Raw genomic sequence first — 14,046 nt, 5'->3', positions numbered from 1 at the left:
AAACGCCCCGCAGTCATTGTCCGTTTCAAGCCATCTTGCGGTTATCGACCGCAAAAGCGCCGGGACCGGAGAAAAACAGGTAGAGGAAGACGAAGCAGAACAAGATCGCGGCGTCGCCCTGGTTGAGGGCCGGGAAGAAGCTGTTCGGGGCATGCGCCATGAAATAAGCGACCGCCATTTGGCCGGCCAGCAGGAAGGCGACCGGACGCGTCAGCAGGCCGACCAGAATGAGGAGACCGCCGACAAGCTCCAGAAGAGCCGCGAAAAGCATCAATGGCGGCAGCGGGCCTGGCATCTGCGCAGCCGGAAAGGCGAAAAGCTTCATCGTGCCATGCTCGATGAACAGCAGTGCAGTGATGATTCTGAGAGCGGCCAGCCCATAGGGGCGATAGGCGGAAAGACGCTCGAAAGTTGACATTAAACCTCTCCATTAAAGAAATTGCAGCCGAGCGTTAGCCCGTCCCCGGCCGCGATTGAACACACGGATCGCTGACGGCCGTTCACTTTTTCGACAGCAGGCAACACGCGGCCGGATATCAGAGCGGGATATTGTCGTGTTTTTTCCAGGGATTGGCGAGATCCTTGTTGCGCAGCATCTTCAGACCGCGCGCCAGCCGCCGCCGGGTCGAATGCGGCATGATCACCTCGTCGATATAACCGCGCTCGGCAGCGACGAAGGGCGACAGGAACCTGTCCTCGTACATTTTCGTATGGGCGGCGATCTTCTCCGGATCGGCAATATCCTTGCGGAAGATGATCTCGACCGCGCCCTTGGCGCCCATCACGGCGATCTGCGCCGTCGGCCAGGCATAATTCAAATCGCCGCGCAGATGTTTAGACGCCATCACGTCATAGGCACCGCCAAAGGCCTTGCGGGTGATGACGGTGAGCTTCGGCACCGTTGCTTCCGCATAGGCGAAGAGCAGCTTGGCGCCATGCTTGATCAGGCCGCCATATTCCTGCGCCGTGCCCGGCAGAAAGCCCGGCACGTCGACGAACGTGACGATCGGAATATTGAAGCAGTCGCAGAAGCGCACGAAACGCGCCGCCTTGCGCGAGGCATCGCTGTCGAGCACGCCGGCCAGCACCATCGGCTGGTTGGCGACGAAACCGACGGTAGAGCCTTCGACGCGGCCGAAGCCGCAGACGATGTTTTTGGCGAAGCTCTCCTGGATCTCGAAGAAATCCCCCTCGTCCGCCACCTTCCGGATCAGCTCCTTGATATCATAGGGCTTGTTGGCGCTCGCCGGCACCAGCGTGTCGAGCGACGCATCGGTCTCGGTCACTGACTGGTAACATTCGATCTCAGGCACCGGCGACGTGTTCGAAAGCGGCAGGAAATCGATCAGCCGGCGCACCTGCAACAGCGTATCGACATCATTCTCATAGGCGCCGTCGGCAATCGACGAGCGCACCGTATGCACCACGGCGCCGCCGAGTTCTTCAGCCGTAACCGTCTCGTTGGTCACCGTTTTCACCACGTCGGGGCCGGTGACGAACATGTAGGAGGTATCGCGCACCATGAAGATGAAATCGGTCATGGCGGGCGAATAGACGTCGCCGCCGGCGCAGGGGCCCATGATCACGGAAATCTGCGGAATGACGCCCGAGGCAAGCACATTGCGCTGGAAGACTTCGGCATAACCACCAAGCGCGGCCACTCCTTCCTGGATGCGCGCGCCGCCGGCATCGTAGATGCCGACGATTGGCGCGCGGTTCTTCAGCGCCATGTCCTGCACCTTCATGATCTTCTCTGCATGCGCCTCCGAAAGCGAGCCGCCGAAGACGGTGAAGTCCTTGGCGAAGACGAAAACCGTGCGGCCGCTGACCGTGCCCCAGCCGGTAACGACGCCGTCGCCGGCGATACGGCTCTTATCCATGCCGAAATCAGTGGAGCGGTGCTCCACGAACATGTCGAACTCTTCGAAGGAGCCCTCGTCGAGGAAGAGGTCGATGCGCTCGCGCGCCGTCAGCTTGCCGCGCTTGTGCTGAGCATCGATGCGCTCCTTGCCGCCGCCGAGGCGTGCGATGCCGCGGCGGCGTTCCAGTTCTTCGAGAATTTCCTTCATGCGATCTCCCCTCGCCGCTCTCGCGGCCGATATGCGCTAGCGGCTGCGTCCGCTAAGCGAGAAAACCGAGCGAATCCGTGCAGCGACGTCCTCGGCGATGATGTCGTCGGCAAGTTTCGGATCGGCGGCGATACTGGTCACATCGAAGGCGCTGACGGCAATCACCGAGCCATCCTCGACCGAAGCCGCGTCGACGCTGATTTTGGCGACGTTGCGATCCTTTTGGAAACCGAGTCCCTTCTGGATCGAGACCACGCGGATCGTCAGCACCACCCGCGGCAGCACGGTGTCGCGCATCGTTGCATTGATCGCGGCATTGACGCGGTCGTTGATCCCGGCAAGCAGCTCGGCCGGGATGTTCGGGCCGGAAAGAACGACGGCGCTGCGCACATCATAGAGCGGCGCCTTCGGCTTGTTGGCCGAGAGGCTGCCGCAGGCCGTCAGCGCGATACAGACGAGCACGGTCCGGCAAAAACACGACCTCAGCCAATCCATCGCAAAATCCCGCACCACCCGTTGGAGTCGCAGATTTCGCCATAATGTCTGAGAAGGCAATATGTTTCAGGCGCTTAGGGCGAAAAAAACGTCCGCTGCCGCTTTGAACTCGGCAAAGCGCTTGGCCCGCCGCTCTTCGGCTTCCTCGTCGCGCCCCCAATGCTCGATCGTCCAGTCCTCATCGAGATGCGCAAGCGACCATGTCTCCTCCACCGTCACCCGGCCCTCGGCCAAGGCAACCGCCAGGATCGCCGAGCCGGTCAGCGTCGTGATCGTATGGAGGGCGGCGAGCGCCATCGCACTCTGATGCCGCGCCAGCGTCACGGCGAAGGCAGCGGTCGCCTCACGCGGCTGTTCGTGATGCATTAACCCCTCGACGAGAATGAAACGGGCACCGAGATCGCTGGCCGCCCAGTCGATGATCGGGTCCCAACGTTCCCTCTGGCGCTCGACCAGCAGCTCCGGCCCGTCGGCGCGGTAGCAGATGAGGTCGCTCGAGGAAAAGCGGAGAATGTCTTCGAAGATCGCCTGCGTATTGGTTGTCACACCATCCAGCGCGGTGTTGACCAGCCGGGTCACCGGCATAGTGACCGGATCGATTTCCTCGCCCTGCCCACGCCATTCGGCGGCGACAAGTTGTGCGAGCGCCTCTGTGGGAACGGCAAGAACCTGCCGTGCCGGCGTGCGCACCGACTTGCCGTCGAGCATGATTGCGAAACTGCCCTCGTGCTCGGCGACCGCCACGTCGGTGTAGAAACGCTTCGGCAGCGGCTTTTTCGTCTGGATCTGGGCTCGACGGATGGGATCGGGATGGCTCAGTCCCTCGGACAGATCGTTCAGCAGATCGCGCATGGGCTCACCTCAGGAAAAATGGCGCAATATCTCGTTCGGATGGTAGGCGATCGCATCGGCGCCGTTGGCGATCAGCTCATCCACGCTGGCATAACCCCAGGCAACACCGATCGCTTTTGCGCCGGCAGCCTTTGCCATCTGCATATCGTAAACCGCGTCGCCAATGACAATGGTATCGGCGGCATTCATCCCGGTTTCGTCGCAGCATTCCGTCACCATGGCCGGATGCGGCTTGGAGGGGCAGTCGTCGGCGGTGCGCGCAACGACAAAATGCTTGTCGAAGCCGTGCGTCTCCATCACCAGCTTCAGCCCGCGCCGGGATTTGCCGGTCACCGCCCCGATCAGCAGATCCTCGCGGCCGCTGATCGCATCGATCATCTCGCGAATGCCGGCAAACAGCGGCTCTCTGTGGTCGAGATCCCTACGCACGATCGTAAACAGCGATTTATAATGCGCCGTCATGTCGATGTCTTCCTGCTCGACATGCGGCCTGCCCTGCATGCGGGCGATCGCGATATCCAGCGACAGGCCGATAATGGCCTTGGTGTCGTCAAATCGAGGTTCCGCCTTGCCGAACTTCGCGAAGGTGCGGCGCATCGTTTCGTGGATCAGCCCGGCACTGTCGACCAATGTGCCGTCGCAATCAAAAAGCGCAAGTTTCATGCTTCGTCGTCCAGGATGGGAGCCGAATTTTCATCGAAGCCGAGCAAATTCCAGCTCTGCACCATATGCGGCGGCAAAGGCGCGGTGACGCGCAGCCGGCCGCCGGAGGGATGCGGAATGTCGATATGGCGGGCGTGCAGATGCAGCCGCTTCTGGATACCGCCGGGAAAATCCCAGTTCGGATCATCGTCGAAATATTTGGGATCGCCGATGATCGGATGGCCGATGTGCAAAGCGTGAACACGAAGCTGGTGTGTGCGCCCCGTATAGGGCTCCATCTCCAGCCAGGCGAGACGTTGCGCCGCCGTCTCGACGATGCGGTAATAGGACACGGCATGATCGGCGCCCTCTTCGCCATGCTTGGCGATGCGCATGCGGTCGCCATCAGCCGTCGGCTCCTTGACGAGCCAAGTCGAAATCTTGTCCTCACGCTTGCGCGGCACGCCTTTCACCAGAGACCAATAGGTCTTCTTCGTATCGCGCTCGCGGAAGGCGGCCGTCAGCTTCTGTGCCGCGCCCCGGGTGCGGGCGATGACGAGCACGCCTGACGTGTCGCGGTCGAGGCGGTGAACGAGGCGCGGCTTCTCGCCCTTCGGGCTGGTCCAGGCCTCGAGCATCTGGTCGATATGCCTGGCGACACCGGAACCGCCCTGCACGGCAAGGCCGGCCGGTTTGTTGAGGACGATCACCTTGTCGTCCTCATGCAGCACCATGCGTGACAGGAGGTCGAAATCCGTGGAATGTTTGAGATCCTTGCCGGCGATCGGCCCGGTTTTCAGCCTGGCGTCGACATCGAGTGGCGGCACGCGCACCGTCTGACCGGGCTGCACGCGTGCATCCGATTTCACGCGTCCGCCGTCCACGCGTATCTGGCCGGAGCGCAGCAGCTTCTGCAGCGGCCCGAAGCCCAGCCCGGGAAAATGCACCTTGAACCAGCGATCGAGCCGCATGCCCGCCTCGTCAGGTTCAACCTTTATATGTTCTATGCCAGCCATGAATAGTCTTTCGGAAATTGCAGCGCGGGCCAAGCCGGCGTTCTTGCCGCAGCCTTAGAGCATTTTCATGCAAAACGGAAACCGGAATCAGACCAAAGCGCGCATGATGGCGAGGCCCGCGAACACTGCCGCCATCGAAAGGCCGACGCTGGCTGCTATGTAGAGGCCGCCGGCGACAGCCTCGCCGCGCTCGAAGAGCGAGATGGCATCGAGCGAGAAGGCCGAGAAGGTGGTGAAGCCGCCGAGAAAACCGGTGATCAACAGCAGGCGCAGTTCCACCGATGCGTTGAACTTCCGCGCGACCAGTTCGGCAAAGACACCAATGACGAAGCAGCCGACGACATTGACCGCGAGAGTGCCCCAGGGAAAGGCCGGCCCCAGGAGCCTCAGCGCCCATTGACCGACAAAATATCTGAGGACGGAACCGATGGCGCCACCGACGGCGACGAGGAGAGCCTGGATCATGGGCGGAATATCCGAGTTTGAGAACGCAGCCGATCGTGACGGAATAAATTCTTTAAATTCAGTAAAATGCTAACAACTTTCTTATGCCGGCGCCAAGGTCCTGTCGATACTGTGCCGGCATGACCCAGCTCCTGTCCATTTCGGCAAGCACCGCCGCCATTGCCCTGGAAACGCTGAGAATACCGCAGCGCGTCGCCACGAGCACCGCCGCCCGCGACTCGCGCCGGCTCGCTGACCGGCAGTTAAAGGCCGAAGGCACCGAAGGAGTCGACGATCCCGCCAGTATCATCCAGTCGACCGAAGTGGCACTCGACCTGATGGAGAGGGGCAATCGTCAGCCGCAGGCCGGCCTCAAGCAGGCGCTGCAGTCCTACGAAGACGTCTGAGGCAACCGCCTCTCCAGCGAAAAGCCCGCGTCGCGGGCTTTTCTGTCTTAACCAGCCTGTGCTCACTTGCCTTGCGCCGAAAGTACCTGCAGCACCAAGTCAATCTTGCCGGCTTTCTCGAAGCTCAGCGTCACCGGCACCGTATCGCCCTGCTTGAACGGCGTCTTCACCTTCTGGAACATCAGATGCAGGTTGCCGGGCTCAAGCTTCACGGTCTGGCCTGCAGCAACGGCGATGCCATCCTTCAGCTGGCGCATCCGCATGACATTGTCCTTCGTCACCATCTCGTGAATCTGAACCTCACCGGCTGCCGGCGAGCTTACCGACACCAGTCGATCGTCCGTCTGGCCGTTATTCTTCACCGTGAAGAAGCCGCCGCCGACCGGCTGGCCTGGCAGCATCGCCTTGGCGAAGCCGCCGGAGATTTCGAGGTCGCCAGCCTTGACCGTTTCCCCGGCCGGGGCCCCAGCCGCCATAGCGGACATGTCCATGCCGGCTTTGCCGGTCGCGTCCATGCCGGCTTTGCCGGTCGCGTCCATGCCGGGCATGCTCATCCCAGCCATGTCGTCATGGTCGTGGCCATGATCTTCGCCGGCAACGATCTTCAGCAGCGGCGCCGGGCTTTTTAGCTCATGCGCATCGCCGCCAGCCATTGCCACCTGATCCCAGACCGTGACCGCATCGCCGCAGAGCTGCGTCACCGGAAAGGCAAGCGAGCTGCCGGCCTCGACGCCCGAAACCTTCCCCTGGATGACGAAAGCATCGTAGAAATCATCAGAAAGATTGCCATTCTTCCAGCGGATCTCGATAGCGCCCGTCTTCACCTTGTCGCCGTGATTGTCGTAGGTCTTCTGGTAGTCGCCCTTGATCACTTCGAGCTCCCAACCGGCCTTTGGCTGCGGCTTGGCGAAGACGAAACCTTCCGGCAGTTTCACCCGCACTTCCGTGGTCGCCTTGCCATCACAGCCATGCGGCACCTGCAGCGTGGCGAGAATCGTGGTGTCCAGCGGCACCTCGCGGTCGAGGAAGCTGACATGCGCCTCGGCGCCGGCGAAGGCGGTAGCGGAAAGAAGCGCGGAAAGCGCGAAAGTCTTGATTGTTTTCATCGGATATCTCCTCGCCGGTCGCTATCTTCTTTGGGCGAACCGGCATTCTACGTCTTAGGTTGCGGAGGCAGATCAGATGAGGGAAGGAGGCGCACGCGAATTTGCCCGGCTGACGGCGCTGACGCCGGCAACGGCCGCGGCCTCCATCGGAACATTGACGAGCGAGGCGAGCTTGCGCGCGAGCCACGAACCCGCATCCGGCATCGGCAGGATCACCGACGCAGACAGCCGGCAGGCTTCGCAATTCGGCTTGAAGCCGACAGTCTTGCCTCCCGCCTCCTTCACTGTGACGCAGAGCGACGCAAAGCTGCCATCCGGCAGCATGTAGGCCGTGGCATCATAACCATCTGAAGCGGCAGCCTGCGGGGCCTGATGGGAGAATCCGAGCAAAAGCAGGCCCAAGGCGCAAAACATGCGCAGGAAGAGCATCGCTTTCAGTCCTGTCCGCCGCATGAAATCCCCTTCAACAGCAAGTCGCGATAGCCGTTTTCACGGCCGAATGCAAAAGCAGATTTGCCGCAGATCGCGCCCTGCCGTGAGTATGGCGACAAAAATTTGTCAGGTCACGACATTTGGCCTTGCCAAGTGCTGCGCCCGCCGGATAATTGCGGCCAACCCTGTTGGGAGAATCCGGTGCTTGTGCCACCGGTGCCGAAGGAGCAACCGCCCCGGAAACTCTCAGGCCAAAGGACCAGCAAGGGGGCAGACGGAACTCTGGAGAGAAGCGTTCTCGAAACGCTCGCCGAAGGGATAACAATCTCAGGCAAAGGGACAGAGGGGGCTCAGGAGAGAAGCGCGCAGCCGCGCCTTCAGATTTGAGCCCGCGCCTCAGCAAAAGGCGCAAACCCCGGAGGCGTCGTTTGGACGATACTGCTGCCCTCAAGAAAACCCCGCTGCATGCCCTGCATCTTTCGCTCGGCGCCCGCATGGTGCCGTTTGCGGGTTACGACATGCCGGTGCAATATCCCGCCGGCGTCATGAAGGAACATCTTCATACCCGCGCCGAGGCTGGCCTCTTCGACGTCTCCCACATGGGCCAGGTCATCGTGAAGGCGAAGTCGGGCAGCTATGAGGATGCGGCGCTGGCGCTCGAAAGCCTTGTGCCTGTCGATATTCTCGGGCTCCCGGCAGGCCGCCAGCGCTATGGCTTCTTCACCGACGATACCGGCGGCATTCTCGACGATCTGATGATCACCCATCTCGACGACCACCTTTTCGTCGTCGTCAACGCCGCCTGCAAGGAGGCCGATCTCGCCCATCTGCAGGCCCATATCGGCGACCAGTGCGATATCACCCTTTTGGATCGCGCGCTGATCGCGCTGCAGGGACCGCGCGCGGTCGAGGTTCTCGCCGAACTCTGGGCCGACGTCGCGGCGATGAAATTCATGGATGTGCGCCACTGCCGCCTGCACGACGTTTCCTGCCTTGTCTCGCGTTCCGGCTATAGCGGCGAGGACGGCTTCGAAATCTCCGTCCCGGCTGACAAGGCCGAAGATGTCGCCATGCGGTTGCTCGAACATCCGGACGTCCAGGCGATCGGCCTCGGCGCCCGTGACTCCCTGCGTCTGGAAGCCGGCCTCTGCCTTTATGGCAGCGACATCGACACCACCACCTCGCCGGTCGAGGCAGCGCTCGAATGGGCGATGCAGAAGGCGCGGCGGGCCGGCGGCGCACGCGCCGGCGGCTTTCCGGGCTCCGGCCGCATCCTCTCCGAACTCGAAAACGGCGCGGCCCGCCGTCGTGTCGGCCTGAAGCCGGAGGGCAAGGCGCCGGTGCGCGGCCATGCCAAGCTTTACGCCGATGCCGAGGGCAAGACCGAAATCGGCGAAGTCACATCGGGCGGCTTCGGCCCCAGCGTCGAAGGTCCCGTCGCCATGGGCTATCTGCCGATCTCCCATGCTGCGGTGGGCACCCAGGTCTATGCCGAGGTGCGCGGCAAGTTCCTGCCCGTCACTGTCTCCGCCCTGCCCTTCGTCACGCCGACCTACAAACGCTGAAACCCTGTTTTCCGAAAGGATTTTTCCATGCTGAAATTTACCGCTGAACATGAATGGCTCGAGCTCGACGGCGATGTCGCAACCGTCGGCATCACCACCTATGCCGTCGAACAGCTCGGCGATCTCGTCTTCGTCGAACTGCCGGAAGTCGGCAAGAGCTTTGCGAAGAACGACGATGCGGCAACCGTCGAATCCGTCAAGGCGGCCTCCGAAGTCTATTGTCCGCTCGACGGTGAGATCACCGCGGTCAACGAGGCAATCGTCGCCGATCCCTCGCTCATCAACTCCGATCCTCAAGGCGCCGGGTGGTTCTTCAAGCTCAAGCTCAAGAACCCAGCCGATGCCGACGGCCTGCTCGACGAGGCCGCCTACAGGGAGCTCACCGCGTAATGACGACGCCGACCGAATTCCAGTTCACCGACTATCAGCCCTACGATTTCGCCAATCGCCGGCATATCGGCCCCTCGCCGACGGAGATGACCGAGATGCTGAAGGTGATCGGCTATAGCAGCCTCGACGGCTTGATCGATGCGACGCTACCACCCGCCATCCGCCAGAAGGCGCCGCTCGTCTGGGGGGCGCCGATGACCGAGCGCGAGGCGCTCGACAAGCTGCGCGAGACCGCCAACAAGAATAAGGTGCTCGTTTCGCTGATCGGTCAGGGTTACTACGGGACGATCACGCCGCCGGTCATCCAGCGCAACATCCTGGAAAATCCTGCCTGGTATACGGCCTATACGCCTTACCAGCCGGAGATCAGCCAGGGCCGCCTCGAAGCGCTGCTGAACTACCAGACAATGATTTGTGACCTGACCGGCCTCGACGTCGCCAACGCCTCGCTGCTCGACGAGGCGACCGCCGCCGCCGAAGGCATGGCGATGGCCGAGCGCGTCTCCAAGTCGAAGGCGAAGGCCTTCTTCGTCGATGCCGACTGCCATCCGCAGACCATCGCCCTCATCCGTACCCGCGCCGAGCCGCTGGGCTGGAGCGTCATCGTCGGCAATCCCTTCACCGATCTCGATCCGGTCGATGTCTTCGGCGCGATCTTCCAGTATCCTGGCACGCATGGTCACGTGCATGACTTCACCGGCCTGATCTCCCGCCTGCACCAGACCGGCGCAATCGCCGTGGTCGCAGCCGACATTCTGGCGCTGACGCTGCTGAAATCACCTGGCGAAATGGGCGCCGATATCGCCATCGGCTCCTCGCAGCGCTTCGGCGTTCCCGTCGGCTACGGCGGTCCGCATGCGGCCTATATGGCGGTCAAGGATGCCATCAAGCGCTCCATGCCCGGCCGCCTCGTCGGCGTGTCCGTCGATTCCCGCGGCAACCGCGCCTATCGCCTGTCGCTGCAGACCCGCGAACAGCATATCCGCCGCGAGAAGGCGACCTCCAACATCTGCACCGCCCAGGTGCTGCTTGCCGTCATGGCGTCGATGTATGCCGTCTTCCACGGCCCGAAGGGCATCAAGGCAATCGCCCAGCAGGTGCACCAGAAGGCCGTGCTGATGGCCAAGGGCCTGGAGAAACTCGGCTACAAGGTCGAGCCCGAAAGCTTCTTCGATACGGTCACCGTCGATGTCGGCCACATGCAAGGCCTGATCCTGCGCGCCGCCGTCGCCGAGGGCGTCAATCTGCGCAAGGTCGGCGAAACCGGAATCGGCATCAGCCTCGACGAGCGCACGCGCCCCGCGACGCTCGAAGCAGTCTGGCGCGCCTTCGGCGGCAATTTTGCCATTGCTGATTTCGAGCCATCCTACCGCCTGCCGAAGGACCTGCTCAGGACCAGTGATTATCTCACCCACCCGATCTTCCACATGAACCGGGCCGAAAGCGAGATGACGCGTTACATCCGCCGGCTCTCCGACCGTGACCTCGCGCTCGACCGCGCCATGATCCCGCTCGGCTCCTGCACGATGAAACTCAATGCCACCGCGGAAATGTTGCCGATCACCTGGCCGGAATTTTCCGACATCCATCCCTTCGTGCCGGCAGACCAGGCGCTCGGCTATCGCGAAATGCTTGATGATCTCACGGAAAAGCTCTGCGCCGTCACGGGCTACGACGCCTTTTCCATGCAGCCGAATTCCGGCGCGCAAGGCGAATATGCCGGCCTGCTGACCATCCGCAACTACCACATCGCCAACGGCGAAGGCCATCGCGACGTCTGCCTGATCCCGACCTCGGCGCACGGCACCAACCCTGCCTCGGCGCAGATGGCCGGCATGAAGGTTGTCGTCATCAAGGTGCGCGAAAACGGCGACATCGACATGGAGGATTTCCGCGCCAAAGCCGAGGAGCATGCGGCCAATCTCTCCTGCTGCATGATCACCTATCCCTCGACGCACGGCGTGTTCGAGGAGACGGTCAAGCAAATCTGCGAACTGGTGCATCAGCACGGCGGCCAGGTCTATCTCGACGGCGCCAACATGAACGCCATGGTCGGCCTGTCCCGCCCCGGTGACATCGGCTCCGACGTCTCCCACCTCAACCTGCACAAGACCTTCTGCATCCCGCATGGCGGCGGAGGCCCCGGCATGGGCCCGATCGGCGTCAAGGCACATCTGGCGCCCCACCTGCCGGGCCACCTTGAAACCGACGGTCGTCCGGGCGCGGTTTCAGCAGCCGCTTTCGGCTCCGCGTCGATCCTGCCGATCTCCTGGAGCTACTGCCTGATGATGGGCGGCGAAGGCCTGACGCAGGCGACCAAGGTGGCGATCCTCAACGCAAACTATATCGCTGCCCGGCTGAAGGGCGCTTATGACGTGCTCTACAAATCGAAGACCGGCCGCGTCGCGCATGAATGCATCATCGACACGCGCCCGCTGGTCGACAGCGCCGGCGTCACCGTCGATGACGTCGCAAAGCGCCTGATCGACTGCGGCTTCCATGCGCCGACGATGAGCTGGCCTGTATCAGGCACGCTAATGATCGAGCCGACGGAAAGCGAGACCAAGGCCGAACTCGACCGCTTCTGCGAGGCGATGCTGGCGATCCGCGAGGAAGCCCGGGCCATCGAGGAAGGCCGCATGGACAAGGCCGACAACCCGCTGAAGAACGCCCCGCACACGGTGGAAGACCTTGTCGGCGAATGGGATCGTCCCTACAGCCGGGAACAGGCCTGCTTTCCGCCCGGCGCCTTCCGCGTCGACAAATACTGGTCGCCGGTCAACCGAGTCGACAATGTCTATGGCGACCGCAACCTGATCTGCACCTGCCCGCCGGTGGAAAGTTACGCAGAGGCGGCGGAATAACAGCAATTGCACAAGCCCTCCCGTGCCGTTCGGGAGGGCTTGCACGCCGGCATTGCACAGGCGGCGAACGGCGGACTGAACCCGGCCCCTTTTCAAGGCATTGGATTCAAATTTAACCTTTCTTAGCAAGTGTCTGTTAGCAATTTCAAATGGGCGGTTTTCCCTACCGGAAACGTCGCCATCGATCTTGGTTTTGCGTGCAGGTTCTTATGCGTCCATCGGCTGTATCAGCAATTCTCCTCGCCGCCGTGATCCTGTCGGGATGCTCTACAAGTTCCGGCGCCGAAGATGTACTCACCCCTGTGCCGTCGAAGGAAACTACCAACGCCATCACGAAGCCGAGCGGCCCGATACCGGCCGCTGCCGTTGGCGACGCCGCCCCGCAGGCAAGCCCGCCGCAGGAAGCATTGAGCTGGACCGGACCGGTTCCGGAACCTCAGGCGCTGGTGCCGACGGAGAGACCGGTCGGCATGCCGATGCCGACGGAACGGCCGGTTGCGATGTTGATGCCTGCCAATCCGGGGATTGATCCGGATGCCGGCCCGAAATCACCGACGCGCTCGCGAATTTATAGCCACCGATTCCGCGACGCCAAACCGATCAACTTCGGCTCGACCTCACCCCGAAAGCTCGCCGTGCATGGCGTCGACGTCTCGCGCTGGCAAGGCGAGATCGATTGGGACACTCTGCGGCAGCAAGGCGCGAATTTCGTCTACATCAAGGCGACCGACGGCGGCGATCACCTCGATCCGATGTTCAGAAAGAACTGGCGCCGGGCCAAGGAAGCAGGCCTGAAACACGGCGCCTATCACTTCTTCTACTGGTGCCGGACAGCCGGCGAACAGGCCGACTGGTTCATCCGCAACGTTCCTAAGGAAGCCAACGCGCTTCCGCCCGTCATCGACGTCGAGTGGAACGGTGAGTCGAGCTGCAAGCGCCGCATCTCCCCGGCTCGGGTTCGAGAAAAGATGCAGGTCTTCATGGACAAGCTCGAGCGTCATTACGGCCAGCGCCCGATCATCTACACGGCGCCGGATTTCTATCGCGACAATCTGAAAGGTCAGATGCTCGATTATCCCTTCTGGCTGCGCTCGGTCGCCGCTCACCCGTCCAAGGTCTATCCCGGCCGCAAATGGCTGTTCTGGCAATATTCCGGCTCCGGCCTCTCCGACGGCGTCGACGGCAAGATCGACCTCAACGTCTTCAACGGCAGTGAAAGCGATTGGCACAACTGGGTGGTGTCACGTTAATCTCGACAGCCTGAAAGCCCATGTCCTTGCCTTCGTCACAGCCTATTACTGTGCCAAGCACCTCAAGGCTTTGCGGTGGCGAACGCCCTACCAGGCAATCTGCGATGCCTGGACAAAAGACCCCTCAATCCTCAAAATCAATACGCACCAGTTCATTAGGGGCCGATCCTTTCTATGGCGCGAAGCGCTCTCGGTCCGAAACGGGGGCCCGGGCGGTTGGTGACGCCGAGATCCATGGGTATCCCGGTGATCGCAACCTGGAGATTGCCGAAGTCCGGCTCATCGTCTGCGACCTGCATATAGGGTGCGCTGAGGAATGTCGGTACGCCGGCATATGGCGCCAGTCTCGTGCCGTTCTTGGAGATGATCTTCTCCGCCACTTTCCGAAACCTCTCATCGAATATCTCACCACCATTGGCGTCCGCGAAATCTGCGCGCATCTGTTCGAGTCGGTTTTTGTCCCACACCATGAGCATATGTCTTCGCTTCGGTCCCGTCTCAGGCGACAAAGGGA

The 14,046-nt window shown here is 62.0% G+C and carries 14 protein-coding genes, 2 pseudogenes and 2 riboswitches; of the genes and pseudogenes, 6 read left to right on the top strand and 10 right to left on the bottom strand.

What is annotated here, in order from left to right; translation table 11 throughout:
* Nucleotides 1–25 precede the first annotated feature (25 nt).
* The 7 genes from J7U39_RS07730 to crcB all read right to left on the bottom strand — a co-directional run bounded on the left by J7U39_RS07730 (nucleotide 26) and on the right by crcB (nucleotide 5,539).
* On the bottom strand, nucleotides 26–418 hold the full coding sequence (locus tag J7U39_RS07730; protein WP_210631212.1) for a DoxX family protein: 393 nt from the start codon (nucleotides 416–418) through the stop codon (nucleotides 26–28).
* 118 nt (nucleotides 419–536) lie between these two features.
* The gene (locus J7U39_RS07725; protein WP_210631211.1) at nucleotides 537–2,069 is read right to left on the bottom strand and encodes an acyl-CoA carboxylase subunit beta; all 1,533 of its coding nucleotides are present in this window, start codon (nucleotides 2,067–2,069) and stop codon (nucleotides 537–539) included.
* 36 nt (nucleotides 2,070–2,105) lie between these two features.
* Complete coding sequence (locus tag J7U39_RS07720; RefSeq protein ID WP_210631210.1) at nucleotides 2,106–2,564, bottom strand: hypothetical protein; 459 nt, start codon at nucleotides 2,562–2,564, stop codon at nucleotides 2,106–2,108.
* Nucleotides 2,565–2,630: 66 nt separating this feature from the next.
* A complete protein-coding gene (locus J7U39_RS07715) occupies nucleotides 2,631–3,416 on the bottom strand; it encodes an ATP12 family chaperone protein (RefSeq protein WP_210631209.1) in 786 nt (261 codons plus the stop codon).
* A 9-nt stretch (nucleotides 3,417–3,425) separates the two neighbouring features.
* On the bottom strand, nucleotides 3,426–4,079 hold the full coding sequence (locus J7U39_RS07710; protein ID WP_210631208.1) for an HAD-IA family hydrolase: 654 nt from the start codon (nucleotides 4,077–4,079) through the stop codon (nucleotides 3,426–3,428).
* Nucleotides 4,076–5,074 carry an RluA family pseudouridine synthase gene (locus J7U39_RS07705; RefSeq protein ID WP_210631207.1) on the bottom strand — a complete coding sequence of 333 codons (999 nt, stop codon included), beginning with the start codon at nucleotides 5,072–5,074 and terminating at the stop codon, nucleotides 4,076–4,078. Before J7U39_RS07705 ends, J7U39_RS07710 begins: the two co-directional genes overlap by 4 nt.
* A gap of 87 nt (nucleotides 5,075–5,161) precedes the next feature.
* On the bottom strand, nucleotides 5,162–5,539 hold the full coding sequence (crcB, locus tag J7U39_RS07700; protein ID WP_210631206.1) for a fluoride efflux transporter CrcB: 378 nt from the start codon (nucleotides 5,537–5,539) through the stop codon (nucleotides 5,162–5,164).
* Between the two features lie 119 nt (nucleotides 5,540–5,658).
* On the opposite strand from crcB, the gene J7U39_RS07695 reads away from it, so the two are divergent.
* On the top strand, nucleotides 5,659–5,925 hold the full coding sequence (locus J7U39_RS07695; RefSeq protein ID WP_210631205.1) for a hypothetical protein: 267 nt from the start codon (nucleotides 5,659–5,661) through the stop codon (nucleotides 5,923–5,925).
* Nucleotides 5,926–5,987: 62 nt separating this feature from the next.
* On the opposite strand, the gene J7U39_RS07690 is transcribed toward J7U39_RS07695, so the two are convergent.
* Both J7U39_RS07690 and J7U39_RS07685 read right to left on the bottom strand, forming a co-directional pair.
* A complete protein-coding gene (locus J7U39_RS07690) occupies nucleotides 5,988–7,031 on the bottom strand; it encodes a copper chaperone PCu(A)C (RefSeq protein WP_210631204.1) in 1,044 nt (347 codons plus the stop codon).
* Between the two features lie 72 nt (nucleotides 7,032–7,103).
* Nucleotides 7,104–7,484 (bottom strand): hypothetical protein, encoded by a 381-nt coding sequence (locus J7U39_RS07685; protein WP_210631203.1) that lies wholly within the window; start codon nucleotides 7,482–7,484, stop codon nucleotides 7,104–7,106.
* Nucleotides 7,485–7,642: 158 nt separating this feature from the next.
* A riboswitch (glycine riboswitch) is annotated at nucleotides 7,643–7,735 on the top strand.
* Nucleotides 7,736–7,816: riboswitch (glycine riboswitch) on the top strand.
* Nucleotides 7,817–7,891: 75 nt separating this feature from the next.
* On the opposite strand from J7U39_RS07685, the gene gcvT reads away from it, so the two are divergent.
* The 5 genes and pseudogenes from gcvT to J7U39_RS31745 form a co-directional block, all read left to right on the top strand.
* Nucleotides 7,892–9,028, top strand: coding sequence for a glycine cleavage system aminomethyltransferase GcvT (gcvT, locus tag J7U39_RS07680; RefSeq protein ID WP_210631202.1), 1,137 nt, complete (start codon nucleotides 7,892–7,894; stop codon nucleotides 9,026–9,028).
* 27 nt (nucleotides 9,029–9,055) lie between these two features.
* Entirely contained in the window at nucleotides 9,056–9,418 is a 363-nt protein-coding gene (gene gcvH / locus J7U39_RS07675) for a glycine cleavage system protein GcvH (RefSeq protein ID WP_210631201.1), read from the top strand.
* Entirely contained in the window at nucleotides 9,418–12,282 is a 2,865-nt protein-coding gene (gcvP, locus tag J7U39_RS07670) for an aminomethyl-transferring glycine dehydrogenase (RefSeq protein WP_210631200.1), read from the top strand. The genes gcvH and gcvP overlap by 1 nt, the downstream gene beginning before the upstream one ends.
* 209 nt (nucleotides 12,283–12,491) lie before the next feature.
* Nucleotides 12,492–13,532, top strand: coding sequence for a GH25 family lysozyme (locus tag J7U39_RS07665; RefSeq protein ID WP_210631199.1), 1,041 nt, complete (start codon nucleotides 12,492–12,494; stop codon nucleotides 13,530–13,532).
* Nucleotides 13,519–13,755 (top strand): annotated as a pseudogene (locus J7U39_RS31745) (hypothetical protein); the annotation flags it as partial. The gene J7U39_RS07665 and the pseudogene J7U39_RS31745, both read left to right, overlap by 14 nt.
* On the opposite strand, the pseudogene J7U39_RS07660 reads toward J7U39_RS31745, so the two are convergent.
* A pseudogene (locus J7U39_RS07660) lies at nucleotides 13,691–14,002 on the bottom strand (arginase family protein); the annotation flags it as partial. The pseudogenes J7U39_RS31745 and J7U39_RS07660 sit on opposite strands and share 65 nt — an antisense overlap.
* Nucleotides 14,003–14,046 lie beyond the last annotated feature (44 nt).

Source organism: Rhizobium sp. NLR16a (genome assembly GCF_017948245.1).
Classification (GTDB): Bacteria; Pseudomonadota; Alphaproteobacteria; order Rhizobiales; family Rhizobiaceae; genus Rhizobium.
Note: the sequence above shows the minus strand (reverse complement) of the source record. Positions and strands in the feature narration are given on the sequence as shown.

Coding starts and splice junctions, on each gene's coding strand:
- J7U39_RS07730 (WP_210631212.1), bottom strand. CDS start 418: ATGTCAACTTTCGAGCGTCTTTCCGCCTATCGCCCCTATGGGCTGGCC.
- J7U39_RS07725 (WP_210631211.1), bottom strand. CDS start 2,069: ATGAAGGAAATTCTCGAAGAACTGGAACGCCGCCGCGGCATCGCACGC.
- J7U39_RS07720 (WP_210631210.1), bottom strand. CDS start 2,564: ATGGATTGGCTGAGGTCGTGTTTTTGCCGGACCGTGCTCGTCTGTATC.
- J7U39_RS07715 (WP_210631209.1), bottom strand. CDS start 3,416: ATGCGCGATCTGCTGAACGATCTGTCCGAGGGACTGAGCCATCCCGAT.
- J7U39_RS07710 (WP_210631208.1), bottom strand. CDS start 4,079: ATGAAACTTGCGCTTTTTGATTGCGACGGCACATTGGTCGACAGTGCC.
- J7U39_RS07705 (WP_210631207.1), bottom strand. CDS start 5,074: ATGGCTGGCATAGAACATATAAAGGTTGAACCTGACGAGGCGGGCATG.
- crcB (WP_210631206.1), bottom strand. CDS start 5,539: ATGATCCAGGCTCTCCTCGTCGCCGTCGGTGGCGCCATCGGTTCCGTC.
- J7U39_RS07695 (WP_210631205.1), top strand. CDS start 5,659: ATGACCCAGCTCCTGTCCATTTCGGCAAGCACCGCCGCCATTGCCCTG.
- J7U39_RS07690 (WP_210631204.1), bottom strand. CDS start 7,031: ATGAAAACAATCAAGACTTTCGCGCTTTCCGCGCTTCTTTCCGCTACC.
- J7U39_RS07685 (WP_210631203.1), bottom strand. CDS start 7,484: ATGCGGCGGACAGGACTGAAAGCGATGCTCTTCCTGCGCATGTTTTGC.
- gcvH (WP_210631201.1), top strand. CDS start 9,056: ATGCTGAAATTTACCGCTGAACATGAATGGCTCGAGCTCGACGGCGAT.
- gcvP (WP_210631200.1), top strand. CDS start 9,418: ATGACGACGCCGACCGAATTCCAGTTCACCGACTATCAGCCCTACGAT.
- J7U39_RS07665 (WP_210631199.1), top strand. CDS start 12,492: ATGCGTCCATCGGCTGTATCAGCAATTCTCCTCGCCGCCGTGATCCTG.